Here is a 26,298-nt window from a genome sequence, read left to right as displayed (position 1 = left end):
ATGAAGAAAAAAACAAAATTTATTCATGGTGGCATAAGTGTTGATCCATATACAGGTGCAGTTTCTACCCCTATATACCAGGTGAGTACGTATAAACAAGATGGTGTCGGAAATTTCACATATGAGTATTCAAGAACGGGAAATCCAACGCGTGAATCATTAGAAAAGCTAATTGCAGATATTGAAAATGGTACACGTGGGTTTGCTTTTGGTTCTGGCATGGCAGCAATAACCGCAGTGATGCAGTTATTTTCCGCTGGAGACCATATAATAGTAACGGATGATGTGTATGGTGGTACCTTTCGTGTCACGTCAAAAGTGCTAAACCGTTTCAACCTTGAAGTATCATTTGTTGATACATCTGATTTAAATGCGATCAAAAATGCTATTCAGACGAATACAAAGGCAATTTTTGTGGAGACGCCAACTAATCCATTGCTAAAAATTACTGATATAAAAGCAGTAAGTGATCTTGCAAAGGAAAACAAACTAAAATTTATTGTTGATAATACATTTAGTACTCCTTATTGGCAAAACCCATTAGATTTAGGAGCAGATATCGTTGTGCATAGCGGTACAAAATATCTAGGTGGGCATAGTGATGTAGTAGCTGGTGTAGCCGTTGTAAATGATGAACAATTAGGTGAGCAATTGCATTTTATTCAAAACTCAACTGGAGGAATTCTTGGACCACAGGATAGCTGGTTACTTATTCGTGGACTAAAAACTTTAGGCATTCGGATGGAGGAAATTGAAAAGAACACAGTAGAAGTCGTTAAATTTCTTCAAGATCATCCTAAGGTGGGAAAAGTGTTTTACCCAGGACTTACGGATCATCCTGGTCACCAAGTACATGTTTCACAAGCAACTGGCTTTGGAGGGATGATTTCGTTCACAGTTGAAAATCAAGAGAAAGCTTTATCTGTTTTAAAGAATGTTAAATATTTTACACTTGCAGAAAGTTTAGGTGCGGTAGAAAGTCTTATTTCCATCCCTTCATTAATGACTCATGCATCCATCCCACGTGAACGTCGTCTCGAACTTGGAATAGAAGATGGTTTAATTAGAATTTCTGTGGGAATCGAAGATATAGAAGATTTACTTACCGACTTGGAGCAGGCATTGGATGTTAAGTAGTTTTTTCTATTGACGATTTCAATTATTTTATATAAGCTAAGAGCTGTACAATTTTATACTCGTGCATACGGGAGAGGTTCATAGCTGATACCCTCTATAAAAAACTATGGATTTATGACAATCTGCCATGTCCATATTAGGACATGGCTTTTTATTTTGTCTATTCATCTATTTAGTGGCTGTTGAGATGTGAACCTCTATTAAATGTACGAAATCATTTAAGGAGGTTTTTTTATGTCTGGAAGAAAAGAAAATGAAGGGTTAGCAGATTTGACTCTGTTAGGGAATCAAGGAACAAAATACTCATTCGAATATACGCCTCAAGTATTAGAATCAGTAGATAATATGCATATGAATCGAGATTACTTTGTAAAGTTTAACTGTCCGGAGTTTACTAGTTTGTGTCAATAAAGTAGGGCACACTTCAGTGGAGACACTGTCGATTAAACCTCGTGAATTCAGGGAAGGAATTTCATAGATTTAACAGAATATATAGTATAAATAGGGAATGTATGTTTGTGTTTTGAGGAGTGATATTATGTATTCGTTATATCCTTGGAGAGATAAAGAATGGTTTACTGAACAATTTATTCAAAAAGATACATCGTCAATAAATCTATCCAAATAAGGCTAAAACAAGAAAAAAGCCTAATTTATCTTCTTCAAGATTATAATTCTAATCCTGAGCCAAGCCTCTATCCAGAGGAAGGTGCAGAGACTATCGAAACCACGCAAATACGAAGCGAATAAAAGTACTATTTGCGGAAGGAAGTAGAGTACATCTTAGTGATGGAAGCGCGAGGGTTCTTTTTTTATAGCGCAGTAAAATAAGAATATGATATAGTCCACCTACTTATAAAAGTAGTGCCAATCACTAGTCAACCCGACTTTGCAACGATGTATATTAGTTATATCCCTGATAAAAAAATCGTAGAAAGTAAGTCTTTGAAACTTTATTTATTTAGTTTTCGTAATCATGGGGATTTTCATGAGGATTGCGTAAATATCATTATGAATGACCTAATTAAATTATTAGATCCGCGCTATATTGAGGTGTGGGGTAAATTTACTCCAAGAGGTGGAATTTCAATTGATCCTTATTGTAACTACGGTAAACCAGGTACCAAGTATGAAGAAATGGCCAATTACCGTATGATGAATCATGATTTGTATCCTGAAAAGGTGGATAACCGTTAAGAAAGGATTAATTGATTATGTTGTTATATCTAAATGGAATATTTGTAGGTTTGTTAATTTTGGCAAATATAGTGGCAGTTAAATTATTTAGTATCGGTGAGTGGGCCGTTTTACCTGCTGCAGCAATTATATATATTTGCACGTATCCGATTGTCGATACAATTGTTGAGGTTTACGGGAAGGAAGCTGGCCAAAGAACAGTTAGAGCAGGCTTAGTTACTCAATTATTGGCTATCCTTTTTATCACCATTGCTATTTATTTGCCTCCAGCACCATTCTTTGAACACCAAGATGCATTCAAGACGATATTAGGCGGAAGCTTCCGGGTCATTTTAGCAAGTTTAATTTCATATATGATCAGTCAGAATCTTGATGTTTATGTATTTAATAAGCTAAAACAAAGGCATGGGTTAAAAAAACTATGGCTTAGAAATAATGCGTCCACAATGCTTAGCCAATTAGTGGATACATTCATTTTCATCATTATTGCATTTTATGGAACTATGCCAATAGAAGCCTTATTCACATTGGTATGTACACAATATATATTTAAATTTATTGCTTCAATCATAGCCACCCCGTTTGTTTATGTACTTGTCGGTATGATCCGAAGAAAAAAAGCAATTACCACTCAAAAGGAAATGGAATATTTGTCCTAATCTGAATTATGGTATAATTGGATTATCTGATGCAGAGAGAAAAAACTCTTACTGCATCCCCCTACATTTCAACTCTTTTAGAACTTCACTCAGTTTTTAAAACTTTTGTCACATTTTTTGAAACTAAATCACATTTTATTCGTAAATAAGGTAGTAAGGAAAATTGAGAGGTGTGATGTACATAGTCTTTAAAAATATATAGTAAAGGAATTGGTGAAAATGACCATTTTCGGAACACCTATTGAAACAATTTATTTAGTACTATTGATTGTTGCAGGTAGTTTAACGATCCTTTATATTCTGTTTGGCGATCTATTACATGGGATCGGTGAAGCCCTTGGTTTTCTACATCCAGTTTTAGTGCTTTCATTTATTACTTTTTTCTCTGCTTCAGGGTACATCTTTGAAAAAGTCACTCCTTTATCAAGCTTACTCATCATGGCTATTTCTGCAATTATTTCGATTATTCTAGTCATATTGTTAAATGTATTTGTACTTATTCCATTATCCTCAGCAGAAGAGTCACTTAGTTATACAGAGGATTCTTTAAAAGGAAGAGTGGGAAAACTAATCATTTCTATTCCGGAAAACGGTTTTGGTGAAGTAGTAATTGATAGTAAAAGTGGGATGATTTCCAAACCATCAGCAAGCTATGACAATATTGCTATTGAAGAAGGAAAACAGGTACTTATTATTGAAGTGAAAGATGGCGTTCTATATGTTGTCCCTTATGAAAATAATCGTTTATATAATGAAGAGTTAGGATCGACAACAAATACAACTCCATAAAAAGGTTAAGTATTTGGACACCATTTTATTCAACATCAAGTGTCCATATTAAATATAAAGAAAACATGTAAGGGGGAGAAACAATGTTTGAAAATGTAGGATTATTAGTCATCATTGGGATTGTAGCATTTCTTATTATAGCTTTAATCGCTGTATTTATTTCGAAATATCGTACGGCAGGCCCTGATGAAGCATTAATTGTAACAGGAAGTTACTTAGGTGGTCGTAATGTTCATACAGATGAATCTGGTAATAAGATAAAGATCATTCGTGGTGGAGGTACATTCGTACTGCCTGTATTCCAACAAGCACAGCCACTGAGCTTGCTATCAAGTAAACTCGAGGTAACAACACCAGAAGTGTATACGGAGCAAGGAGTTCCGGTCATGGCTGATGGTACGGCGATTATTAAAATCGGTGGATCTATTGGTGAAATAGCTACAGCAGCTGAACAATTCTTGGGGAAAACAAAGGAAGATCGCGAAAATGAAGCGAAAGAAGTATTAGAAGGACATCTTCGGTCTATTCTTGGGTCGATGACTGTTGAAGAAATCTATAAAAATCGTGACAAATTCTCACAAGAAGTTCAACGTGTGGCTTCACAAGATTTAGCAAAAATGGGTTTAATCATTGTATCATTTACTATTAAAGAAGTACGTGATAAAAACGGCTATTTAGATTCATTAGGTAAACCACGTATTGCCCAAGTAAAACGAGATGCAGATATTGCAACAGCTGAAGCGGATAAAGAGACAAGAATTAAACGTGCAGAAGCTGCTAAGGATGCAAAAAAGGCTGAATTAGAGCGTGCCACTGAGATCGCGGAGGCAGAAAAAGTAAACCAATTAAAAATTGCTGAATATCGCCGTGAGCAAGATATTGCTAGAGCGAAAGCCGACCAAGCCTATGATTTGGAAACAGCTCGTGCGAAGCAGGATGTTACAGAACAAGAAATGCAAATTAAAATTATTGAACGTCAAAAGCAAATTGAATTAGAAGAAAAAGAAATTTTACGTCGTGAGCGTCAATATGACTCTGAAGTGAAGAAAAAAGCGGATGCTGATCGTTATGCAGTAGAACAGGCTGCCGTTGCGAATAAGGCTAAGGAATTTGCTGAAGCAGATGCAAATAAATACCGTATTGAAGCAATGGCAAAAGCAGAAGCTGAAAGAGTACGTGTAGATGGTTTAGCGAAAGCAGAGGCTCAACGGGCACAAGGGGAAACTGAAGCTGACATTATTCGCCTTAAAGGTCTGGCTGAAGCGGAAGCTAAGAGAAAAATTGCTGAAGCCTTTGAACAGTTTGGTCAGGCTGCTGTACTCGATATGGTTATGAAAATGCTTCCTGAATATGCAAAACAAGTGGCTAGCCCATTAGCAAATATTGATAAGATTACAATTGTTGATACAGGAAGTAGTGGAAGTGAAGGCGGCGCTAATAAGGTGACAGGCTATGCAACTAACTTGATGTCTACATTACAAGAATCATTAAAAGCATCGTCAGGTATTGATGTGAAGGAATTACTTGAAAATCTCTCAGGTAAAGGGAATATCCGTAGTAGTATCGATCAACTCACTTACGAAATGAAAGAATCTAATAATCAGCTTGCTGCTGGTAAGAAAGAAGAAGAATAAAAAAATAGGGCAATTTCGTAAACTACTTACGAAATTGCCCTTTTCTCATGCAAATGATAGACAGAGAATTTTTATGTTGAAACTATTTTATTATTTAGCTACAGTTTGTAGCTTATTAATAAATTGCAATGATCGGCCTGTTCCGATTGCAACGGATTCCAATGGACTTGGTGCAAGGTGTACAGGTACGATGATTTCCTTACTTAGCCATTCCTGCATTCCATTTAGTAAAGCACCGCCACCAGATAAAATAACACCACGATCAACAATATCACCACTTAATTCAGCAGGACAGTTTTCTAATGTAGCTCGTATACTTTCAAGTACACTTAATAAGGAATCACTGATAGCATGTTGAATTTCCTTGGAATGAAGTGTGATCGTTTTTGGTAGTCCAGACACTAAGTCACGTCCTCTGACATCCATTGTCAGTCCTTCGTGACTTACAGGTGCATACCCAATTTCCATTTTCAACTGTTCAGCCGTCCTTTCACCAATTAGGAGATTATAATTCTTACGAATATATTGGATGATATCCTCGTCCATTTTGTCTCCACCAATACGAAGAGTATTACAAGTAACCACTCCTCCGTAAGAAATGATAGCCACTTCTGTGGTACCACCACCAATGTCTACTACAACATTTGCAACTGGCTCGTCCACTGGTAAATCTGCTCCCATTGCTGCTGCAACTGGTTCCTCGATTAAATGGACATTTTTTGCACCGGCATTTTTAACCGCATCCTGTATCGCACGCCTTTCGACAGAAGTGGCACCTGATGGGGTGCATACGATAACATTTGGTTTGCGGACTGCGAATCCTAGTTGTTTACTGATTTTTCTCATGATTAATTTTAACATTTCAGTTGTAATATCGTAGTCTGCGATGACACCATCACGCAAAGGACGGATGGCAACTATTTTACCTGGGGTTTTTCCTATCATGTTTTTAGCATCCATACCAAATGCAAGCACCCGTTTAGTGTCAGTGTTAATGGCAACGACGGATGGTTCATTTAATACTACACCTTTATTTTTACTATAGACTAATATATTTGCAGTACCCAAATCGATCCCTATTTCTGTACCTGAAAACATATGGATTCACCTTACCTTCAAATTAAATCGTTTCTTTATATATATACTACTTCAATAAAGTATAGGACATTTATGTCGGTAAAGATGAATACATTTTATTCCATAAAGGTTTGTTACATTTTAAGGTATTTGGATATTGATTAGAAACGTTGATATAAAAGGGATTTATGCATACTTTTTTCAATCCGTTAATTTGTATGTTAACAAAATTTAAAAATTGTAATCTATTTCATTTTATGTAATAGTCATATAATTGTAAGAACCAGTATCATTGATGAGAGATACTGGTTCTACCTAAGTATTCATCCTGAAAAATACACATTCTTAGAGCATCATGATATTCTCCATCTACAAAAAACTCATCCTTTAGTTTTCCTTCTAATTTAAATCCAACTTTTTTATAAATATGAATGGCTTTTGCATTGTTTTTATCTACAATTAAATAGAGCTTATGCATATTTAAAACGGAAAAGGCATATTTCATTGCCAATTGAGATGCAATAGTCGCATACCCATGTCCTTGATGCTTGGGGTCAATAATGATCTGGAATTCAGCTCTTCGGTGGATATAATCAATTTCAACAATTTCAACTAAACCTAGCATTTCTTTATTGTTTTTAATTATAAATCTCCGTTCTCCCTGATCATGTATATGCTTGTCATATAAATCCTGTAATTCAACAAATGCTTCATATGGCTCTTCAAACCAATAGGACATAATGTTTGCATTTATATTTAGAGCGTGAACAAATTCTAAATCGGCTCTTTCTAAAGGACGTAACTTAATTTCATCACTCAAAGAAAACCATTCCTCCCTTAACATGTTCATTTTATTTTATCCAAGAAGGAATCAATTGATTACTAATTCAATACGAAAAAACCCATGATTAAAAGTCATGGGTTTTAATAAGGCTCTGTTTAATAACTTGAAACTCCGATAGAACCTTTTTTAATAAGTGCGATATACATAAGGATCTTCTGGTTTTGGAATAGTTTTCCATCCGGTTACTTCTAAGATCGGAATTGTTTTCTTAAACGGCTGGTAATATTCATTGCTTAGTTTACCTTCTACCTGAATCCATTCATCATTTTTAAATTTAATATCATCAGGAAACTGTACTAACATCCCAAATACTCCTGAGTCGGCAACACAATGGATAATCCCAAATCGAAATAAGAAGATTTGATTTGATTCAAGCTCTTTTTCATTATAGGTAAAGCCTTGTACTTGGATGGTTTTATCATCGAAATAACCAGGAAACTTATAAATGGTTTCCATTCCAATGAGATAATCTTTATCATTTAAAATCACGCGATTATTGTTATTTACAAACTTTTTCTTAGCCTTATCCATATATTCATCATAGCCTTCTTGCCCATAATAGATACTAGAATCCGGCTGTAAAAACTGATGGATAGCTGAGGCGTCTTTATCATTATACACGTCAAAATTAAACCCTTTTGCCTTCACTATATTTGAATCAAGTGTAGCAATGGGAATAAAAAAGACAGAGATAATCGGGAATATGAGAACTGGATAAAAGATATACTCTTTCCAGCTATTCCTTTCATGATGATGATCGCACCCATATTCACAATCTTCCTCTTTATGTTTATCTCCTTTTATATAAAAGAAAAGCTGAACAAAAGTAAGGAAAAACATAACAAAGATGGTGATATAGGAAATATATGAATACTTCATATTTATATATTTCGAGATCGATCCTGTCACATGCAAATGCATAAAAAGAAATGAAAAGCCAAGTAAAATCAAAAATCGTAGCATCTGTAGCCCCTCCTTACTTTATAGAAAGCCTATAACAATCGAACCTAAAAATACAAATATACTTACGTAAATAAATAAGTAAAAAACAAATTTTGCTTTAAACGCACTTAGCATCATTAGGGTATTTTTGATGTCGAACATCGCTCCGAAAACAAGGAAGGCAACGAGTGAGTTTAAAGAGAATGTACTTTGGAATGATGCAGCAATAAATGCATCAGCTTCGGAGCATAATGAAAGGATATAGGCTAATCCCATCATTACGATAGAAGATGAATACTCACCATGTCCGATTGCAGTTAAGGTAGATGTTTTTAAAAAGGTTTGCATAGCAGCTGCAATAAACGCACCTAATATTAAAAATTTCCCAACAGAGAAGAATTCATCAATTGAGTGCTGAATCGTTCCTTTTATTTTTGCGAAAATTCCATGTCCATGATCATGAGTATGAATATGTGCCTCTTGTCTTAATTGTGAATCCTTAAATTGATAGGATAAAATAAATCCTATGATTAATGCGACTACAAAGGATAAGCCGCCACGATAAAGTACCATTCTCCAACTATTCCCAAATGCGATATAGGTTGAAAATAGTACAATTGGATTAATAATTGGTCCTGTAAGCATGAAACCAATCGCAGCATGAAGAGGAACACCTTTTGCCATCAATCGCCTTGTAATTGGAACAATTCCACATTCACATGCAGGGAATAGAGCGCCGATTACAGTTGCTGATAAAACAGCTAAGAATCGATTTTTTGGAATCACCTTAGCAATCATTTCCTCTGTAATAAACATTTGAATGACACCAGAAATGATGACACCTAATAAAACAAATGGCAATGATTCTATTAGTATACTAATAAAAATAGTATTCATTTGTAAAAAAGACTGAGAAAACAAAAAAACACCTCCGATATAAATTGGAAGTCTAATATATTTAATGACTTTTTCAACCCACTGTCTAAAATAGACTATCCCAGTATAACATAATTCGTTTGAATGAAAATCCTTCTTTAAAGAAAAATACTCAACATCCGAAAATGTAAAAAGACTATCTCTCTATAGATAATGGTAGAGGATAGTCTATGTAGCCAAAAACTTATTCTGAAAAGAAGTGTGCGAGCTCTTCACTTTCTTTTTTGCGAATTTTACGATGCTCAGCACGTCTAGTTGCCGTTTCATTTAACCACTTTTCTTGATCGGTTTCCGGAACTACCATTGGAATTTCAGTAGGTTTTCCATCTGGCCCAAGAGCAACAAAGGTTAAAAACGATAAAGCCGCAATGGATTTTTCACCTGTTAATAGATTTTCCGCGGTGATTTTTACAAACACCTCCATTGAGCTTCGTCCTGTATAAGTAACCATTGCCTCTAATGTAACTGCATCGCCAACACGTATCGGTTTAATAAAGTCTACGGAATCCGTTGAAGCAGTTACAACCGGATTTCTTGCAAATTTAGTCGCAGCAATAGACGCAGTGTCATCTATGTAAGCCATTAATTTACCACCAAATAAAGTACCGTGATGATTCGTATCTGGTGGGAGAACATGACTTGTTTTAATTGTTAAGGTTTCTCTCATAAATTTAGTCGGTCGATTACTCATTGTATTCACCTCATTTTAATTTTACTTTGTCCAAGTTAGTTATAATTTATATCTTGTTTATAATACCATATTTTTCATTCGCAATATTATATCGGAATAGTCTTTATTTTGTTAATAATGTGCATAAATACTATGATAACTTGTTGAAATCTATTGACATCAATAGATAAAATCGAATAATCTGAATTTATAGTGTTCTTACTTGGAGGAAATTGCAATGGAATTGGTAATATATAAAAATATATATGATTCCTATTTTAAAAAAGGCTTTATCACATTTATTTAGTGATAAAGCCTTTTTCTTTAGTTCACTAATGCAGTAGTTAATCAATCAAAGGGGGACAAAAAATGATACAGTTAACCGGAAATACATTAACCATTCATGAGGCTAAAAGAGTATTGTTTGATAATGAAACAGTTGAAATTTCTGCAAAAAGTATGGAAAAGGTAATTGCAAGTCGCCAAGCAGTCGAAAGAATTGTAAAAGATGAAAGGGTTGTTTATGGAATAACAACAGGATTTGGAAAATTTAGTGATGTTTATATAAATTCAGAGAATGTTGAAGAATTGCAATTAAATTTAATCCATTCTCATGCGTGTGGAGTTGGAGATCCTTTCCCTGAAGTTGTCTCAAGAGCAATGCTTTTATTACGTGCTAATGCTTTGTCAAAAGGATATTCAGGTGTCAGACCGGTGATCATTGATACGTTAATTCAATTTCTAAATGCCCAAATCCATCCGGTCATTCCTCAACAAGGCTCATTAGGTGCTAGTGGAGATTTAGCTCCATTATCTCACCTAGCCTTAGCACTGATGGGAGAAGGAGAAGTATTTTATCAAGGAGAAAAAGTGGATGCGTCTAAGGCATTAGCTGACGCAAATATTCAGCCTGTTACATTACAGGCAAAAGAAGGCTTAGCGCTCATAAATGGTACACAAGCAATGACAGCAATGGGAGTCGTAGCCTATATTGAAGCAGAGGCGTTGGCAAAGCAAAGTGAGCTTATTGCTTCAATGACAATCGAGGCTCTTCGCGGGATTATAGATGCCTTTGACGAAGATGTTCATATTGCTAGAGGATATCAGCAACAAGTTGATGTAGCAAATAGAATACGTCAATATTTATCAGATAGTCAGCTTGTTACTAAACAAGGGGAGCTCCGTGTTCAAGATGCTTATTCCTTGCGTTGTATTCCCCAGGTTCATGGTGCTTCCTGGCAGGCTCTAGATTATGTAAAAGAAAAGCTCGAAATAGAAATGAATGCAGCAACTGACAATCCACTAATTTTTAATGATGGGGAGAAAGTTATATCTGGAGGGAATTTTCATGGCCAACCCATTGCATTAGCTATGGACTTTATGAAAATTGCCATAGCCGAATTAGCAAATATTTCTGAGCGAAGAATAGAAAGACTTGTTAACCCTAGTCTAAATGACCTTCCAGGATTTTTGAGTCCGGAACCGGGGCTACAATCTGGAGCAATGATTATGCAATATGCAGCTGCATCCTTAGTCTCAGAAAACAAAACATTGGCCCATCCAGCAAGTGTGGATTCAATACCATCGTCTGCAAACCAAGAGGATCATGTAAGTATGGGGACAATCGCCTCCCGACATGCTTATCAAATCTTGCTAAATTCAAGAAGGGTTCTTGCGATTGAAATGATTTGTGCGATGCAAGGCGTAGAATTTCGTGGGGTGGAGAACATGGCATCCTTAACGAAGGAGTTTTATCATCAGGGAAGAAGAATTGTCTCAAGTATAGTAAAGGACCGAGTTTTTTCAAAGGATATTGAGGCTTTAAGTGCTTGGTTATGCGCAAAGAGAGAGTAAAAAGGTACGGGCTGTTTAAAGACAGCCCGTCACTTTATGATTATTCACGATCCTCAACATAAGGATCATGTTCATATGCGGGTAAATCCCCAAAGGTAGTCATGATTCCTTCTTCGTCTAATGACTCACTATACTCATCATATTTTGTATTTGGATAAAAACGTGTATTCTTTCCATACATATCATTTCCTACAAAGTTTTCATAATCTTCAACATAGCCGATATTTTCGTCAGATTCTATATACATATCATTATAATGGTCTGGCGGATTCATGAAATCAGAAGGAGATTCGGATGTTCCCCATTCTGCAACTGCTTGCCATGAATCCTCTGCATCAAATTCAACATGTTCATTCCGTTCATCATTAAAATCAAAATTTCCTAATGATGATAAGAGAACACGTTCTTCTGCTGGACGGTCATGAGAGATGGATTTATCTGGACTATGTTCCTTGCAATACAATGTCGTTGGAATTGCTTCTAAACGTTCAACGGAAATTTCCTTTCCACATTTGGCACATTTCCCATAGGTCCCATTTGACATTGCATGTAGTGCATGATTAATGTTTGTTAATTCATACTCACTATGCTCATTTAATGCTATATCTTTTTCTCGTTCATATAGCTCAGTACCCTCATCTCCGGGGTGATTATCATAGCTCGATAGTTCTCCAACTGACTCATGAGCATGTCCCTTATTTAAATCATAATGGTTATTTTGCTTTAAGCGATTCTCTATTTCATTTTTATTTTGTAATAATTGTGTACGTAGTTCTGAAAGCTGCTTATTTGTAAGCATACATAAACCACTTCTTTCATTATAAAATCATTGTCTATAACTAGTATGAAACGAATAAGGTGGAATCATTACTGTAAAAAAGTACAAAAAAACAGCAACTTTTTTTAGAAGTTGCTGTTTTGAACGGTATTTAGAACGCCCAACTTCCGTTACGGAAGATAGGTTCAGTTGTACCATCTTCTTTAATTCCATCGATATTCATCTCAGCTGACCCAACCATAAAGTCAACATGAGTAATACTTTGATTTAATCCGTTTTTTAATAATTCTTCACGTGACATTTTCTTTCCGCCTTCAATACAAAATGCATAAGCACTACCGATTGCAAAGTGGTTAGAAGCATTTTCATCAAATAAGGTATTGAGGAAAAGAATATTGGATTGAGAAATTGGCGATTGATGAGGGACAAGGGCGACCTCTCCAAGATAATGTGAGCCTTCATCTGTTTCCACTAGATGTTTTAAGATTTCCTCACCTTCTTTTGCCTTGAAGTCAATTATCCGGCCATTTTTAAAATAAATGGTAAATTCATCAATAATGTTTCCTCCATAACTTAATGGCTTTGTACTAGAAATATGACCATTTACACCATCCTTATGTGGAACAGTAAATACTTCCTCCGTTGGCATATTTGCCATAAATTCAATGTTTTGCTCATTCTTGCTGCCAGCGCCAACCCATAAATGTCCATTAGGCAATTCAACTGTTAGATCAGTTCCTGGAGCTATATAGTGTAATTTTTTATATTTTTTTTCATTTAAATAATGAACTTTCTCATGCAAGATGGCGTCATGATCCTTCCATGCTTGAATCGGGTCCTCAAGATCTGCTCTTGTTGCTTTGAAAATAGCATCCCATAATTTTTCTACTGCTAATTCAGGTGTATCATCAGGAAAGACCTTTGTTGCCCATGCTTCGGAAGGAACCCCAACCACCGTCCAGCTTACTTTATCAGATTGAATATACTGACGATATTTTTCAAGTGCTTGTCCAGCAACCTTTTGGTAGTTAGAGATACGTTCGGTTTTTACACCCTTCATTAAATCTGGACTAGAAGAGACAATGGACATAAAAGCGGCGCCATTTTCAGCTAGTTCGATCATTTCATTTGCTCGATGTATGGGGTATTCATTAAATGCTTCGTCAGGTGCTAAATCATATTTCAAACGGGATACCACATCATCTCCCCAATTGACTATGACATTTTTTGCTCCTGCTTCATACGCCTTTTTAGTAACAAGTCGAACAAATTCTACAGCATCGATGGATGCATTTACAGCAAGAGTTTGTCCTTTTTGAATATTAACTCCAACCTTAACAACTAATTCAGCATATTTTTCAAGTTTTTCCTGAAATGTACTCATAATGTAATCTCCTCTTTTTCAGAATCTTTATTTCTATTTTAACAATCAAATAACAGAAAGCAATAGTATCAATAATATAGGATGGCTTGACAATAGTGGGACAGTATTCAAAACTTTTAATAATAGCAGGAACTTTCAGGAGGATAAGATGATTAACATAAAAAGAATATATGAGCCAACAAGCCCAGAAGATGGAAAACGAATTCTAATAGACCGATTATGGCCTCGGGGAAAGTCAAAAAAAGAGGCAGACATTGACGAATGGATGAAACAAATCGCTCCAAGCAATGAATTGCGGAAATGGTTTGCCCATGATCCTCAGAAATTTAATGAATTTTCGAAAAGGTATAGGAGAGAGTTAGAGGATTCTGCATTTCAAGAGGAATTAAGTTTATTAGTTCAAATGCATAAGGAAGGAACGATTACACTACTTTATTCAGCAAAAGACCAAGAGTTTAATCAGGCAATTGTTCTAAAGGAATATTTACTAGAAAAATCTTGAAAATAGTCGTCTGAAAAGATTTTCATTACTAGCATCTAAATAAGGTATTGAGCTTTATTTAGGTTTAAGTGAAAAAGCTTTTCAAACGACAATAATCTTTAGGTTGATGATTGATTAATCGCAGAATTTAAAATAGAACGGTATTTTAACGGATTATGAACAATATCCGCTAATGTATATTGATCTAGAACATCTAAATAGGCAGATAATGCATTTTTTAGTAAATGCTTTAAACCACACACAGGGGAAAGGATGCATGCTCCCCCTTCACCATTAAAGCATTCTACGATTTGGAAATCGTCCTCAGTTTTTCGGATTATTGCTCCGATATTAATTTCTTCAGGAGGGAGAGCAAGGCGAATGCCACCATTTCTCCCGCGCACAGTATCGATTACACCCATTTTTCCGAGTTCATGGGTCACTTTCATGAGATGATTTTTGGAAATGCCATAGGCTTCAGCAATTTCCTTTATGTTAGATAACTTCGCTGGCTCTTGCGAAGCTAAGTATATTAAAACTCTAAGTGAATAATCAGTATAATTGGTTAATCTCATTAATCTCACCCTTTACAATCGTCATTCTTATTATACGTTTTTGGACAATGCCTGTCTAAATTGTGACAGCTTTTCTAAAGATGTATTTCAAATATTGCTTTTATGTTTTGGTGGGTGTATTTTAAACATGTATTTAAAATACTTCTTTAAAAAAAGAGGAGCGAATCGAAATGTTATCACAAAAAACAATTGATATTATTAAATCAACTGCACCAATATTAGAAACAGAAGGTAAAAAAATTACTACATGTTTTTATAAAATGATGTTCGAAGCACATCCTGAATTATTAAATATTTTTAATCATGTAAATCAAAAGCAAGGTAGACAGCAAACTGCACTAGCGAATACAGTTTATGCTGCAGCTAAATATATTGACCAGCTAGAAGTAATTGTACCAACAGTAACCCAAATTGCTCATAAGCATCGGGGTTTAGGAATTAAACCGGAACATTATCCTATTGTAGGTGAATTTTTATTAAAAGCAATCAAAGAAGTTCTTGGTGATGCTGCAACTGATGAAATTATTGGTGCATGGGGTGAAGCATATGGAGTGATTGCTCAAGCATTTATTGATGTTGAAAAAGGAATGTACAATGCCGCAGCAAATCAAGAAAATGGATGGATGGATTTCAAAGACTTCACAGTTGTAAAAAAAGAACAAGAAAGTAATGTAATTACATCTTTCTATTTAAAACCAGCTGATGGTTCGGGTGTGACAACATTTGTGCCTGGGCAATATTTAACAGTTAGAGTAAATATTCCAGGTGAAGAATATTTGTTAAATCGCCAATATAGTTTATCTTGTGCACCTGGTCATGATTATTATCGTATATCTGTAAAAAAAGAAAAGGATTTCGAACCAAATGGTAAAGTTTCAAACTACCTTCATGATCATGTGCAGGTTGGAGATACGATTGAAATTAGTGCTCCATCAGGTAATTTTACATTAAATATGGAAGAAACTGCACCTGTTGCACTGATTTCAGGAGGTGTTGGCTTAACTCCAATGATGAGTATGCTTGAAACATTAGCCAATAATGAATCAAAACGTGAAGTGTACTTTGTACATGCAGCAAGAAATGAAGAGTTTCATGCATTTAAGGAAACAGTAAGGGATCTTACTGATAAACTAGAAAATGGTCACGCTTATTATGGTTATGAAAAACCTTTATATTCAGATGGAAATCATCATTTTGAGGGCTATCTTTCAAAGGTATTTCTACAAAATTTAGTTACTAAAGAAACAATTACTTATATTTGTGGACCAGTCCCATTTTTGAAAAACACGGTTCAAATATTAACTGATCTAGGTGTAAAAAAAGAGAATATTCGTTATGAATTCTTTGGACCTGCGATGGATTTAACGGCTGAAGAAAAAAGTGAAGTTACTGCATAATAGAGGCTATACAGGAAATGCCCTTATGGCTTAATACAAACGAGGATGATCATTGATCATCCTCATTTGGTTTTATTCAACTTCCTCTTCCTCAATTCTATTTTTAAAAGCCTCTTGAGTAACAATAAATTCCTCATCACCAATTGCTTCTTTTGTTTGCTTTTCCGTTATACTATTTTTAGGAAAATTCCCAGGATGCCCTTTTTTCTTATGATTGAATTGATTTCCTCTTGCCACTATCTCACTCCTTTTCAAGCAATACCAACTTCATAATCAGTTTTTCCAAAGAAACTGGATATTATCACAGAAGATCATCCATCTTACAAATAAGGAGAAATAGTGACTTAAAGATCAAACTGAAAAAATGGGTTACCAGTAGTCGGAATATTGTCAATTTTACTCAACTATCATCATGAACTTTTTAAGAAAACTTCGATATAATCTAAGTAAGATCATAAAAATGGGGTGGTAGTATGGATTTTATGAAACTTGTTGAAGACCGAATTCGTGAAGCACAGAAGAATGGTGAATTCGAAAACCTTCCTGGCTTTGGAAAGCCCTTACCAGATGATGAATTAGCTAATATTCCTGAGGATCTGAGAATGGCTTATCGCTTGATGAGAAATGCAGGATTCTCCCCTGAAGAAGCATCAATTAAAAAAGAACTTATGACGATTGAGGATTTAATTAGAAAGGGAAAAAGTGAACTTAATCAGGATGAATTAAAAAATCAACTAAATGAAAGCATGTTAAGATATAATCAACTACTTTCAAAGAAGCGAGTAAAAACTAATTCCTCTGTCTTTAAAAACTATGAACAAAAAATTGAAAGAAAATTTTTAAAATAGGTAATTAGTCTGTATTAAGTATACTTTGTCGAAGTTTTGTTCTAATTCTCTAAAAGAATCATCTTTTTTGTCGATATAAAGGACAAGAAAACGACTTTTATTAATTAGGGTGAAGCAAATGGACAAAACATCGATTTTTGGAGTTATTTTAGGGATTATTGCCGTCGGAGTTGGGATGGTATTAAAGGGTGTTCCAATATCTGCGCTAGCAAATCCTGCAGCATTTTTAATCATTATTGTCGGTACTGTTGCAGCAGTTGCTATCGCTTTTCCGACTAGTGAAATTAAAAGAGTTCCTAAATTATTTGGCGTACTTTTTAAGGAAAAAAAGCAAATTAGTGAGAAAGAAATCATTGGTCTTTTTTCTGAATGGGCACAGGTAGCTAGAAAAGAAGGATTACTTGCTTTAGAGGCAAAATTAACAGAAGTAGACGATCCTTTTCTTAAAAATGGACTAAGTCTAGCGGTTGATGGACAAAGTGCTGATTATATTCGAGATGTGTTAAGTGAAGAAATTGAAGCTATGGAAAGTAGACATCAAGCTGGGGCTGCAATCTTTTCCCAAGCAGGTACATATGCTCCTTCACTAGGTGTTCTTGGAGCCGTTTTGGGACTCATAGCAGCATTAGGTAATATGGGTGATACTGAAAAATTGGGACATGCAATATCCGCGGCTTTCGTTGCTACAATGCTAGGGATATTTAGTGGATATGTCCTTTGGCATCCTTTTGCGAATAAACTTAAGCGAAAATCTAAACAAGAAGTAAAGATGAAAGAAATTATGCTTGAAGGAGTACTATCTATTTTAGCAGGTGAGGCTCCAAGAGTAATTGAGCAAAAGTTAGCTTCCTATCTACCTTCTGGAGAACGTAAAAAGTTTTTAGAAGAAAGTAGTGAAACAAATGAGTAAGCGTAGAAAAAAAGGTCACGAAGACGAACATGTCGATGAATCCTGGTTGCTCCCTTACGCCGATTTATTAACCTTATTATTAGCCTTATTTATTGTATTATTTGCATCTAGTACGGTTAACGCTCAAAAGTTTCAACAGCTCTCAAAAGTATTTAATGGGATTTTTGCGAGCGGTGAGGGGGTAATGGAGTATTCAAAGCCCCAGCCGGCAGATGAATACTACTCAGGTAAAATAAAAGCAGATCAAAATAAAGAAAAAGAAAATAAAAGTGAGAGCACTGAAGAAAAAGATAAAGAACAAGAATTGAAAGACCATTTACAAAAGCTAAAACTAGAGGATCACGAAGAGCTTGTGCAAGTACAGGAGAAAGTAAATGCATACATTCAGACCAATCATTTGAACGGAAAGTTTGCAACTTCTCTTACAACCGAAGGTTTATTATTAACCATTCGAGATAATGTGCTTTTTGAATCGGGTAAGGCAGATATTAGTGAAAATAATTTGAAAACTGCGCGTGAACTTTCTGATTTACTTGTAATGGATCCACCAAGAAATATTATTATTAGTGGTCATACAGATAATGTACCTATTCATAATTCGAATTTCAGCTCGAATTTCGAGTTAAGTGTTATGCGGGCGTTAAATTTTATGAAGATTATATTAGAAAATAATCAGTTGAACCCTCGTAACTTTAGTGTAAAAGGTTTTGGAGAATACAAACCAATTGCATCAAATGATACATCTGAAGGCAAAGCAAAAAATAGACGGGTTGAAGTACTTATTCAACCAAGGGTATTGCCATCAGATTCAAATTAAAAAAGTTGTCCCAAAGTATTTTGGGACAACTTTTTTAGATAACATAGGAATAATATGTAGCTCTCCAATTGCATCCTTTTACGGATTCTTAGCGATATAACGCGATTTTTGTGGAAATGAGTATAAGTGAATTCGACAATAACTAATTGAATAGATAACGATACAATCCCTTTTATTTCTTGGGAAATAGATTGTTTTTATACTTCTAAATTATATTATTTTATTTAGTAATATTATTCTAATGTCAAAAAATATTGTAGAAAAATGTATATAATGATTATTCCTATTAAAACATGTGTAATAAAGATGGAATTTTAATTTTTTTGCCATTATATCCATTTAGCGATATGATAAAGACATGTTGATTATCATACAATATTTTCATATATATAGATAGTTTTATTGAAAGGAAGAGGCAAATGATTACGTATAAATCCCAACGTGAAATAGATATGATGAAAAAGGCAGGGGAATTACTGGCAAAAGCACATAAAGAAATTGCAAAAAGGATTAAACCCGGAGTAACAACTTGGGAAATTGAAGAGTTTGTTGATCAGTTTCTTAAAAAACATGGGGCAACTCCAGAACAAAAAGGATATAAAGGATATGAATTTGCTACATGTGCTAGTATAAACGATGAAATTTGTCATGGATTTCCAAGAAAGGAACCACTTCAAGAAGGAGATATCGTTACCATCGATATGGTGGTTAATTTAAATGGTGCACTAGCAGACTCAGCTTGGAGTTATCCTGTTGGAAAAGTTAATAAAAAAACAAAAGAATTATTGGATGTAACAAAAGAGGCACTTTATAAAGGGATTGAACAAGTGAAAATTGGAAACCGGATAGGTGATATTGGCCACGCAATCCAAACATATGTAGAGGCACAGGGATTTTCTGTTGTAAGAAACTTCATTGGTCATGGGATTGGACCAACCATTCACGAAAAACCTGAGGTTCCACATTTCGGTTTACCAGGTAAAGGTGTAAGAATTAAGGAAGGCATGGTATTCACTATTGAGCCTATGGTGAATATAGGTACATTTGAAACTAAAATGGATAATAACGGATGGACTGCACGTACTCGTGATGGCTCTCTATCTGCACAATATGAGCATACAGTTGCAGTGACAAAGGATGGAATTATCATAATAACTGATCAGGAATAAGCTCCAATTAGGGAGCTTTTTCTTTATGGCAAAAATCTAATTAACAACTTAAGATTTTTAATAAAGGATATCTTTCTCCATATAAAGAAGTAATTATTATTAATTACTTTGGAGGGGTTGTCTTGCTACGCTTTTTTTTGTTAATCATTGTTAGTATATTGTTAGCAGCCTGTTCAGCTCAGGATAGCAATATAAAGGAAGCAAAAGAAACAATGACTAGGGACAATGCAGTATCAATGATCAGTAACCTAGAAGTTCCTTGGTCAATCACAAAGATGAAAAACACCTTCTACATTAGTGAGCGCAAAGGGACAATTGTGTCATTTAATGAAACCAATCGTAAAATGGAACGTTTAATAGTAAAAACTAATCAACCTATCCATCAAGAGGGAGAATCGGGCTTGCTAGGTATTGAATTAACACCTAATTTTTCAGAGTCACAACAAGCTTATGCTTACCATACCTATTATGAAAATGATAAGATATTAAATCGTGTGATCATTATTCAAAAAAAAAAGGATTCGTGGAATGAAGTAAAAGTTCTGTTAGAGGAGATACCTGGTTCAGCCATTCATAATGGTGGACGAGTAAAAATAGGGCCTGATCAGAAACTTTATGTAACAATAGGGGATGCTGCTGTACCAGAAAATGCACAGAAATTAAACTCCTTGTCAGGAAAGATCATCCGCATGGAGTTGGATGGTAGTATTCCAAAGGATAATCCATTTAGAGATAGTTATGTTTTCTCATTTGGTCATCGAAACGTTCAAGGATTAACATGGAATGAGAAAGGTGATATGTACGGTACCGAGCATGGGCAAAGTGCACATGATGAAGTTAACCACATCATTGCCGGACATAATTATGGATGGCCTATCATTGAAGGGGATGAAACCAGAGAAGGTCTAGAATCCCCATTTTTTCAAACTGGTAACATAACATGGGCTCCATCTGGTATTGATTATAAAGATGGGAAAATATATATTGCTACCCTCCGAGGAGAAGCATTAAGGGAATTGAACCTTGATACTAGTAGGGTAACTACCATTGCAGAGGATTATGGAAGATTAAGGGATGTGTTGATCGATGGTGAAAATGTATATTTTATTTCAAATAATTTAGATGGAAGAGGATCACCTTCGAAACATGATGACCAGTTGTGGAAAATCGATTTAAGTGCTCTGCAATAAAAAAATAATGGTTGTGAAATGAAGGGTCTTTCTCCCATATTTCACAACCATTATTTTTATTGATTTCTTAAATTACCTAATTCTTCTACTATTGCTTGCATTTCATTTGGACTAAATGTGTTTTTTTTCATAACCATTTCATAAATTTCTTTTAAATCCTCATATATCTCTTCAGTGTAATTGGAAGGCTTTATTGCATCAACATTTACCATTTTTAATTTGGAAGTTATTTCTGTAATCATAAATTGTATATTTTCATTAGACTTAATTGAAAGATCCACCACTAACATCCTCTCATAATTCAGTTTATTTCTATCTTTCCATGAAACAAATGAGGTGTCAATTATATAACAGGTTTTATTCAAAAAGCTAGGGGGAATATATAAAGAAGAGTGGACAACCTTGAATAGGTTACAAATGATTGATCCTAAAAGAGACCCTGCACGTTTAATGAGGTGAGAGAATGGGGAAATCAAAGATTATTAGAGATAAAAATTTTATCATCTCCTTAATCAAACATACGATGTACAACGATATTACAGGTTTAGCTGCACAATTAGCATACTTTTTTTTATTGTCATTATTTCCACTGCTTCTTTTTATAGTCACACTTCTCCCATATTTGCCAATTAATACAGACGATATTTTAAATGTAATAAGGAACTTTGCTCCGGAGCAAACATTAAACATGATTGAGTCAAACCTATACGATATTCTAAATCATAGGAGTACAAGCTTACTCTCTGTCGGGATAATAGCAACATTATGGTCAGCATCAAAAGGAATGAATGCGATTGTAAAGGCATTAAATCGTGCTTATGAAGTGAAAGAGACGCGCTCATTTATTGTGGCAAGAGCAATGTCTGTTCTTTTAACCTTGGCTATGATATTTGTTTTTTTAATCGCTCTAGTATTACCGGTCTTTGGGAAGTATGTAGGTTATTATTTATTTGCATTTTTCGGTATTTCAGAACAATTCTCTCGTGTCTGGACCGCAATTCGATGGATCATTAGTCCATTGATTTTATTCATTGTATTCGTTGGAATTTATTACTTTGCTCCGAATAAGAAAATTAAATGCTTAACTGTTTTTCCAGGAGCCATCATTGCATCGATTGGATGGGCAATTGTCTCCCTAGGCTTTTCCTATTATGTCAGTAATTTTGGACACTACTCAACGACATACGGAAGTTTAGGGGGAATTATCATTCTCATGCTTTGGTTTTACATTAGTGGAATTATCTTAATTATTGGTGGAGAAATTAATGCCCTTTTGACAGCAGTTGATAAGGATTGTTGACTACCAATTCACAAATCTATTGTAAAAACATTACATGAAAGGTTTTTGAGTAATGAAACAAACTAAGAATGAAAGTAAATCTCATCTTGCGAGAGGAGGAGTAAGAATGGGTAAAAAGACGAAGCAAAATAGTAAGCAGAAACCTAAAGGGAAAACTTCTAGTTCATCTAATGGTCAAAACGGTTACCATTAAATATAATGTATTCATTAATAAAAAAGTGGCCCACTCATTGGCCACTTTCTTATTATCCAAAAGGTAGATATTAATCTATGGAACGGAGACATCTTAAACTGTTTAAAATCACCAATATCGTACTGCCTTCATGACCAATTACACCTAAAGGAAGGTTTAAAAATTGTAAAAAATTTGATGCGATTAATAACATAATTACAGAAAGTGAAAAGATGATATTTTGTTTTATAATCCGATTCATTTTTTTTGATAGTCGGATGGCTTCTGCAATTCTAGATAAATCATTTTTCATTAAAACAACATCAGCAGTTTCCATTGCAACATCACTACCTTCACCCATCGCAATTCCTACATGTGCTGTTGCAAGTGCAGGAGCATCATTCACACCATCTCCAACCATTGCAACAATCCCATAATGTTCTTTGATTTTCTTTATTGTTTCAACTTTTGTCTCTGGCATGCACTCAGCAATGTATTCATTAATATTGGCTTGAGCGGCAATATTTTTTGCAGTATTTTTACTATCACCAGTTATCATAACGGTATGAATTCCTTCATTTTGTAATACCATTAATGATTTCTTAGTTTCTGGACGGACGATATCTTGTAGACCAATAGCCGCAACGATTCCTTCTGAACCTTTTACATAGACAACTGTTTTACCGCAAGATTCTAAGCTTAATGAAACACCATTTTCAAATTGTTCGGCTTCTTGTTGTCCAACAAATTCCTTATTACCAATTAACCATTCTTTATTATGAAACCATGCTTTTATCCCTTTTCCTGGAATATCCTCTATTTTATCAGGATGGATGAGATTATCTTGATAATTAGATTTCCAATAATTTACGATAGCAATTGCAAGTGGATGATTTGATCGATTTTCAATGGAAGCAATTGTTCGTAGCAACTCACTTTTATTTAGATTAGGTTGAACGATCATGTCTGTAACTTCTGGTTTTCCCTTGGTTAATGTACCTGTTTTATCAAAAGCAATGGCTTTAACATGGCTTAAGCTTTCAAGATGCACACCACCTTTGAAGAGAATACCACGCCTCGCACCATTTGAAATAGCAGATAGAGTTGCAGGCATAATGGATGCTACTAATGCACAGGGGGATGCAACAACTAATAAGATCATTGCCCGATAAAAAGTGACATTCCAACTCCAATCCAATAAAAAATGAGGAAGAAACATCATAATTAATACAACGAGAAGGACTATTTTAACGTATGCACCTTCAAAACGTTCAATGAAAAGCTGGGATGGTGATTTTTCACTTTGAGCAGTTTGAACGAGTTCAATGATTTTTTGAAAGACTGTTTCATTTGAAGGCTTTGTCACTTGAGCTGTTATAGCACCATTTAAATTAATGGTACCAGCAAAAATTTCTTCTGCCTCTCCTTTAGTAATAGGTAGAGATTCACCGGATATCGTTGATTCATCAATTGTTGTACTGCCTTGGATAATGACTCCATCTGAAGGAATGCGTTCACCGGGTTTAATTAAAATTTGATCACCAACCTTCAATTCAAAGACAGGAATCGTTGTTTCCTGCCCATTTACTATACGTACAGCTGTCTCAGGTTGAATACTCAGTAAAGTAGAAATCTCCTTTTGACTTTTATTGTTCGTATAGGTTTCAAGTGCACCACTAACAGCAAATATAAATATTAGCATAGCACCTTCTGCCCAATAGCCGATTATTGCTGAACCGATTGCAGCAAAAACCATCAACATTTCGACATTTAGATCTTTGTTTTTTATTGTTTCTTCTATACCCTCTTTTGTTTTAGCAAACCCACCGATAATAAAAGCTAAAAGATAAAATGTAATGGAATATGTGTGGTTATCCCATTTTGAAAATAACCATCCTATAAGTATGAAAAGTCCACTAACTAAGGCAGCGATTAATTCAAGATGAAGAAAAAACTGTTCAAATCGATTGGATGGTTGTATGTTCACTTGTTCATTGGTTGAAGCTGTTGCTAATTGACCTTGCGACATATTTATACCCCCTTAATTGAGAAATAGAATCAAAGTCATTTGCCCTATAAAATGACGAAAGCTGTCATCAATTTGATGACAGCAGGACTTGCTTTTTGAAAAGTATTAATTTTGTATATCTTATCATATTCATGATGGTGTGAAAAGACATAACTAATGAGAAATACTTGAATAGTTATTCTTTTTAGATGTCCGAAATGAACAGAGCGATAGAAAAATAATAAAGAGCATCGTACTAATTAAGTAAAAGAAACTTGCTCCTTCTATTTTTTCGATGATCATCCCTGCAAAGAAAGGTCCCACCATACTGCCTAAACTAAAAAGTATTCCACACATTATATTCCCTGCAGGGAATAAGGTTTTTGGCAGTAAATCTGCCATATAACTAATTCCAAGTGAGAACGTTGAACCTACTGCCATTCCAGCAATCAAGAAGCATATGACTAAGCCAATCACAGATTGATAAACCAATCCTGCAGAAATAAATGATAATAGGCCAATAATTAGGACAACGATTAATGTGTTTTTTCTACCAAATTTATCACTAAGCATGCCTAAAGGAAGCTGTGTAATAATACTTCCAATGGAAAAGGCGGGAATGATAAAAGAAACCGATTCAACATTGATCCCATTTCTTAATGCGAAAACAGGAAAACTCCCATTTAATGATGCTTCCATAAATCCGTAGCCGAAGGGAGGTAACAAAGCAACCCATGCATATTTCCATACCTTACCGAAACGTTTAAACGTACCTAGAAATGAAACTGAATCCTTATCTTTTTCAGGAAAGTCGTTTCGTAAAGTAAAAACTGTGATCCATAAAATAAAACTTACTGCGGATGTGAGCATAAAGGGTAACGCTTCATTTATTTTTACTAAACTAGTTAATGAAGGTCCAAAGGCAAATCCTAGACTAAAAAACAACCCATATAATGATATATTTCTACCCAATTTTTCCTTCGAAGAAGTCGAAGTAATCCAAGTTTGAGTAGCAAAATGAAGGGTATGATCGCCGATACCTATTAATAGTCTCAAGGCAAACCAAAACCAAAAAGATTTCCAAAGAGGAAACAGAAATAATGTCAATGCAACGGTAAACCCTCCAATTAGTATTAAAGGCTTGTACCCCATTTTTCTAAGTGGTGCTTCCATTAATGGAGAAGCAATAAGAACACCAAGATAAAGTGCCGTAGCATTCAATCCGTTTAGTGAGGAGGCCATTCCATCCTTTTCAAAAATAACTGCAATAATTGGCAGTAACATTCCTTGTGAAAAGCCAGATATCGCGACAATGCTAACTAAAATCCAAAAGCGGTATTTTTCTGTCCTAATCATAGTTGACTCCTTATTGAATGGTAATTTTTGCTCTTTTCTTCTATTAAAAAATAGTACTGGTATATGAAAGAATTAGCAAGATAATTCTGGAAAAAATAATAGTGGGAATATTTGTTTTTCATTTGATGTGTTTTATAAATTGTTTTTGGTTAAAATACTGACCAATGAAAAAAA

The 26,298-nt window shown here is 34.8% G+C and carries 27 protein-coding genes, 1 pseudogene and 1 riboswitch; of the genes and pseudogenes, 16 read left to right on the top strand and 12 right to left on the bottom strand.

The window, feature by feature from the left end; all coding sequences use genetic code 11:
* The 6 genes and pseudogenes from I5818_RS21605 to I5818_RS21580 all read left to right on the top strand — a co-directional run bounded on the left by I5818_RS21605 (position 1) and on the right by I5818_RS21580 (position 5,416).
* Positions 1-1,137 carry a bifunctional cystathionine gamma-lyase/homocysteine desulfhydrase gene (locus tag I5818_RS21605; protein WP_078111311.1) on the top strand — a complete coding sequence of 379 codons (1,137 nt, stop codon included), beginning with the start codon at positions 1-3 and terminating at the stop codon, positions 1,135-1,137.
* 67 nt (positions 1,138-1,204) lie between these two features.
* Positions 1,205-1,251, top strand: a riboswitch (PreQ1 riboswitch).
* 120 nt (positions 1,252-1,371) lie between these two features.
* On the top strand, positions 1,372-1,548 hold the full coding sequence (locus I5818_RS21600; protein ID WP_390883466.1) for a tunnelling fold family protein: 177 nt from the start codon (positions 1,372-1,374) through the stop codon (positions 1,546-1,548).
* Between the two features lie 456 nt (positions 1,549-2,004).
* Positions 2,005-2,334 (top strand): annotated as a pseudogene (gene queF, locus I5818_RS21595) (preQ(1) synthase); the annotation flags it as partial.
* Between the two features lie 17 nt (positions 2,335-2,351).
* The gene (locus I5818_RS21590; RefSeq protein WP_078110459.1) at positions 2,352-2,993 is read left to right on the top strand and encodes a queuosine precursor transporter; all 642 of its coding nucleotides are present in this window, start codon (positions 2,352-2,354) and stop codon (positions 2,991-2,993) included.
* Between the two features lie 219 nt (positions 2,994-3,212).
* Entirely contained in the window at positions 3,213-3,782 is a 570-nt protein-coding gene (locus tag I5818_RS21585) for an NfeD family membrane protein (protein WP_058003022.1), read from the top strand.
* Positions 3,783-3,865: 83 nt separating this feature from the next.
* On the top strand, positions 3,866-5,416 hold the full coding sequence (locus I5818_RS21580) for a flotillin lipid rafts scaffold protein FloT (protein ID WP_058003021.1): 1,551 nt from the start codon (positions 3,866-3,868) through the stop codon (positions 5,414-5,416).
* A 90-nt stretch (positions 5,417-5,506) separates the two neighbouring features.
* Here the strand turns inward: I5818_RS21580 and mreBH are convergent, their stop codons facing one another.
* From mreBH to I5818_RS21555, 5 genes are all read right to left on the bottom strand, one after another.
* On the bottom strand, positions 5,507-6,514 hold the full coding sequence (gene mreBH / locus I5818_RS21575) for a rod-share determining protein MreBH (protein ID WP_078110457.1): 1,008 nt from the start codon (positions 6,512-6,514) through the stop codon (positions 5,507-5,509).
* Positions 6,515-6,782: 268 nt separating this feature from the next.
* Positions 6,783-7,313 carry a spermidine N1-acetyltransferase gene (speG, locus tag I5818_RS21570; RefSeq protein ID WP_058003019.1) on the bottom strand — a complete coding sequence of 177 codons (531 nt, stop codon included), beginning with the start codon at positions 7,311-7,313 and terminating at the stop codon, positions 6,783-6,785.
* A gap of 150 nt (positions 7,314-7,463) precedes the next feature.
* Positions 7,464-8,300, bottom strand: coding sequence for a TIGR03943 family putative permease subunit (locus I5818_RS21565; protein ID WP_058003018.1), 837 nt, complete (start codon positions 8,298-8,300; stop codon positions 7,464-7,466).
* An 18-nt stretch (positions 8,301-8,318) separates the two neighbouring features.
* Entirely contained in the window at positions 8,319-9,176 is an 858-nt protein-coding gene (locus I5818_RS21560) for a permease (RefSeq protein WP_071975626.1), read from the bottom strand.
* A gap of 223 nt (positions 9,177-9,399) precedes the next feature.
* Positions 9,400-9,906: an acyl-CoA thioesterase gene (locus I5818_RS21555; protein ID WP_058003017.1), complete on the bottom strand. Its 507-nt coding sequence runs from the start codon at positions 9,904-9,906 to the stop codon at positions 9,400-9,402.
* A 348-nt stretch (positions 9,907-10,254) separates the two neighbouring features.
* Between I5818_RS21555 and hutH the strand changes: the two genes are divergently transcribed.
* The gene (hutH, locus tag I5818_RS21550; RefSeq protein ID WP_071975607.1) at positions 10,255-11,739 is read left to right on the top strand and encodes a histidine ammonia-lyase; all 1,485 of its coding nucleotides are present in this window, start codon (positions 10,255-10,257) and stop codon (positions 11,737-11,739) included.
* Between the two features lie 40 nt (positions 11,740-11,779).
* Here hutH and I5818_RS21545 read toward each other — a convergent pair whose 3' ends face one another.
* Together I5818_RS21545 and I5818_RS21540 are read right to left on the bottom strand one after the other, a co-directional pair.
* Positions 11,780-12,538, bottom strand: a complete 759-nt coding sequence (locus tag I5818_RS21545; RefSeq protein ID WP_078110218.1) for a TraR/DksA C4-type zinc finger protein — start codon at positions 12,536-12,538, stop codon at positions 11,780-11,782.
* Positions 12,539-12,668: 130 nt separating this feature from the next.
* Positions 12,669-13,901 carry an aminopeptidase gene (locus tag I5818_RS21540; protein ID WP_058003014.1) on the bottom strand — a complete coding sequence of 411 codons (1,233 nt, stop codon included), beginning with the start codon at positions 13,899-13,901 and terminating at the stop codon, positions 12,669-12,671.
* Positions 13,902-14,049: 148 nt separating this feature from the next.
* Here I5818_RS21540 and I5818_RS21535 point away from each other — a divergent pair, with 148 nt between their 5' ends.
* Positions 14,050-14,403, top strand: coding sequence for a DUF488 domain-containing protein (locus I5818_RS21535; protein ID WP_058003013.1), 354 nt, complete (start codon positions 14,050-14,052; stop codon positions 14,401-14,403).
* 98 nt (positions 14,404-14,501) lie between these two features.
* On the opposite strand, the gene I5818_RS21530 is transcribed toward I5818_RS21535, so the two are convergent.
* Positions 14,502-14,957: an RrF2 family transcriptional regulator gene (locus I5818_RS21530; RefSeq protein ID WP_078110219.1), complete on the bottom strand. Its 456-nt coding sequence runs from the start codon at positions 14,955-14,957 to the stop codon at positions 14,502-14,504.
* A 170-nt stretch (positions 14,958-15,127) separates the two neighbouring features.
* Between I5818_RS21530 and hmpA the strand changes: the two genes are divergently transcribed.
* A complete protein-coding gene (gene hmpA / locus I5818_RS21525) occupies positions 15,128-16,354 on the top strand; it encodes an NO-inducible flavohemoprotein (protein WP_078110938.1) in 1,227 nt (408 codons plus the stop codon).
* A 72-nt stretch (positions 16,355-16,426) separates the two neighbouring features.
* Here the strand turns inward: hmpA and I5818_RS21520 are convergent, their stop codons facing one another.
* Positions 16,427-16,591, bottom strand: coding sequence for a hypothetical protein (locus I5818_RS21520; protein WP_169792978.1), 165 nt, complete (start codon positions 16,589-16,591; stop codon positions 16,427-16,429).
* Between the two features lie 236 nt (positions 16,592-16,827).
* Between I5818_RS21520 and I5818_RS21515 the strand changes: the two genes are divergently transcribed.
* From I5818_RS21515 to I5818_RS21495, 5 genes are all read left to right on the top strand, one after another.
* On the top strand, positions 16,828-17,202 hold the full coding sequence (locus I5818_RS21515; RefSeq protein WP_058003011.1) for a DnaJ family domain-containing protein: 375 nt from the start codon (positions 16,828-16,830) through the stop codon (positions 17,200-17,202).
* Positions 17,203-17,320: 118 nt separating this feature from the next.
* Positions 17,321-18,112, top strand: a complete 792-nt coding sequence (gene motA, locus I5818_RS21510; protein WP_058003010.1) for a flagellar motor stator protein MotA — start codon at positions 17,321-17,323, stop codon at positions 18,110-18,112.
* A complete protein-coding gene (gene motB, locus I5818_RS21505; RefSeq protein ID WP_058003009.1) occupies positions 18,105-18,929 on the top strand; it encodes a flagellar motor protein MotB in 825 nt (274 codons plus the stop codon). The genes motA and motB overlap by 8 nt, the downstream gene beginning before the upstream one ends.
* 419 nt (positions 18,930-19,348) lie before the next feature.
* On the top strand, positions 19,349-20,098 hold the full coding sequence (gene map, locus I5818_RS21500) for a type I methionyl aminopeptidase (protein ID WP_071975604.1): 750 nt from the start codon (positions 19,349-19,351) through the stop codon (positions 20,096-20,098).
* A gap of 122 nt (positions 20,099-20,220) precedes the next feature.
* Positions 20,221-21,288, top strand: coding sequence for a PQQ-dependent sugar dehydrogenase (locus I5818_RS21495; protein WP_078110690.1), 1,068 nt, complete (start codon positions 20,221-20,223; stop codon positions 21,286-21,288).
* A gap of 56 nt (positions 21,289-21,344) precedes the next feature.
* Here the strand turns inward: I5818_RS21495 and I5818_RS21490 are convergent, their stop codons facing one another.
* A complete protein-coding gene (locus I5818_RS21490) occupies positions 21,345-21,569 on the bottom strand; it encodes a DUF1128 domain-containing protein (RefSeq protein ID WP_058003240.1) in 225 nt (74 codons plus the stop codon).
* 182 nt (positions 21,570-21,751) lie between these two features.
* On the opposite strand from I5818_RS21490, the gene I5818_RS21485 reads away from it, so the two are divergent.
* Entirely contained in the window at positions 21,752-22,588 is an 837-nt protein-coding gene (locus I5818_RS21485; RefSeq protein WP_078110689.1) for a YihY/virulence factor BrkB family protein, read from the top strand.
* Between the two features lie 52 nt (positions 22,589-22,640).
* Positions 22,641-22,781: a hypothetical protein gene (locus I5818_RS21480; protein WP_158022189.1), complete on the top strand. Its 141-nt coding sequence runs from the start codon at positions 22,641-22,643 to the stop codon at positions 22,779-22,781.
* Positions 22,782-22,851: 70 nt separating this feature from the next.
* Here the strand turns inward: I5818_RS21480 and I5818_RS21475 are convergent, their stop codons facing one another.
* Both I5818_RS21475 and I5818_RS21470 read right to left on the bottom strand, forming a co-directional pair.
* Entirely contained in the window at positions 22,852-24,789 is a 1,938-nt protein-coding gene (locus I5818_RS21475; protein WP_078110688.1) for a heavy metal translocating P-type ATPase, read from the bottom strand.
* A gap of 153 nt (positions 24,790-24,942) precedes the next feature.
* Entirely contained in the window at positions 24,943-26,124 is a 1,182-nt protein-coding gene (locus I5818_RS21470; RefSeq protein WP_071975601.1) for an MFS transporter, read from the bottom strand.
* Positions 26,125-26,298: the final 174 nt, after the last annotated feature.

It is taken from the genome of Heyndrickxia oleronia, from assembly GCF_017809215.1.
Taxonomy (GTDB): domain Bacteria; phylum Bacillota; class Bacilli; order Bacillales; family Bacillaceae_C; genus Heyndrickxia; species Heyndrickxia oleronia.
The sequence above is the reverse complement of the archived record's forward strand: the minus strand, read 5'-3'. Positions and strand labels throughout refer to the sequence as shown.

Bases quoted from the DNA above. Each gene is read 5' to 3' on its own strand.
- I5818_RS21590 (WP_078110459.1), top strand. From the start codon at position 2,352: ATGTTGTTATATCTAAATGGAATATTTGTAGGTTTGTTAATTTTGGCA.
- I5818_RS21535 (WP_058003013.1), top strand. From the start codon at position 14,050: ATGATTAACATAAAAAGAATATATGAGCCAACAAGCCCAGAAGATGGA.
- I5818_RS21580 (WP_058003021.1), top strand. From the start codon at position 3,866: ATGTTTGAAAATGTAGGATTATTAGTCATCATTGGGATTGTAGCATTT.
- I5818_RS21515 (WP_058003011.1), top strand. From the start codon at position 16,828: ATGGATTTTATGAAACTTGTTGAAGACCGAATTCGTGAAGCACAGAAG.
- I5818_RS21470 (WP_071975601.1), bottom strand. From the start codon at position 26,124: ATGATTAGGACAGAAAAATACCGCTTTTGGATTTTAGTTAGCATTGTC.
- I5818_RS21585 (WP_058003022.1), top strand. From the start codon at position 3,213: ATGACCATTTTCGGAACACCTATTGAAACAATTTATTTAGTACTATTG.
- I5818_RS21545 (WP_078110218.1), bottom strand. From the start codon at position 12,538: ATGCTTACAAATAAGCAGCTTTCAGAACTACGTACACAATTATTACAA.
- map (WP_071975604.1), top strand. From the start codon at position 19,349: ATGATTACGTATAAATCCCAACGTGAAATAGATATGATGAAAAAGGCA.
- I5818_RS21480 (WP_158022189.1), top strand. From the start codon at position 22,641: ATGAAACAAACTAAGAATGAAAGTAAATCTCATCTTGCGAGAGGAGGA.
- motA (WP_058003010.1), top strand. From the start codon at position 17,321: ATGGACAAAACATCGATTTTTGGAGTTATTTTAGGGATTATTGCCGTC.
- I5818_RS21555 (WP_058003017.1), bottom strand. From the start codon at position 9,906: ATGAGTAATCGACCGACTAAATTTATGAGAGAAACCTTAACAATTAAA.
- I5818_RS21540 (WP_058003014.1), bottom strand. From the start codon at position 13,901: ATGAGTACATTTCAGGAAAAACTTGAAAAATATGCTGAATTAGTTGTT.
- hmpA (WP_078110938.1), top strand. From the start codon at position 15,128: ATGTTATCACAAAAAACAATTGATATTATTAAATCAACTGCACCAATA.
- I5818_RS21600 (WP_390883466.1), top strand. From the start codon at position 1,372: ATGTCTGGAAGAAAAGAAAATGAAGGGTTAGCAGATTTGACTCTGTTA.
- I5818_RS21530 (WP_078110219.1), bottom strand. From the start codon at position 14,957: ATGAGATTAACCAATTATACTGATTATTCACTTAGAGTTTTAATATAC.
- I5818_RS21565 (WP_058003018.1), bottom strand. From the start codon at position 8,300: ATGCTACGATTTTTGATTTTACTTGGCTTTTCATTTCTTTTTATGCAT.
- I5818_RS21605 (WP_078111311.1), top strand. From the start codon at position 1: ATGAAGAAAAAAACAAAATTTATTCATGGTGGCATAAGTGTTGATCCA.
- I5818_RS21560 (WP_071975626.1), bottom strand. From the start codon at position 9,176: ATGAATACTATTTTTATTAGTATACTAATAGAATCATTGCCATTTGTT.
- I5818_RS21475 (WP_078110688.1), bottom strand. From the start codon at position 24,789: ATGTCGCAAGGTCAATTAGCAACAGCTTCAACCAATGAACAAGTGAAC.
- motB (WP_058003009.1), top strand. From the start codon at position 18,105: ATGAGTAAGCGTAGAAAAAAAGGTCACGAAGACGAACATGTCGATGAA.
- mreBH (WP_078110457.1), bottom strand. From the start codon at position 6,514: ATGTTTTCAGGTACAGAAATAGGGATCGATTTGGGTACTGCAAATATA.
- I5818_RS21485 (WP_078110689.1), top strand. From the start codon at position 21,752: ATGGGGAAATCAAAGATTATTAGAGATAAAAATTTTATCATCTCCTTA.
- hutH (WP_071975607.1), top strand. From the start codon at position 10,255: ATGATACAGTTAACCGGAAATACATTAACCATTCATGAGGCTAAAAGA.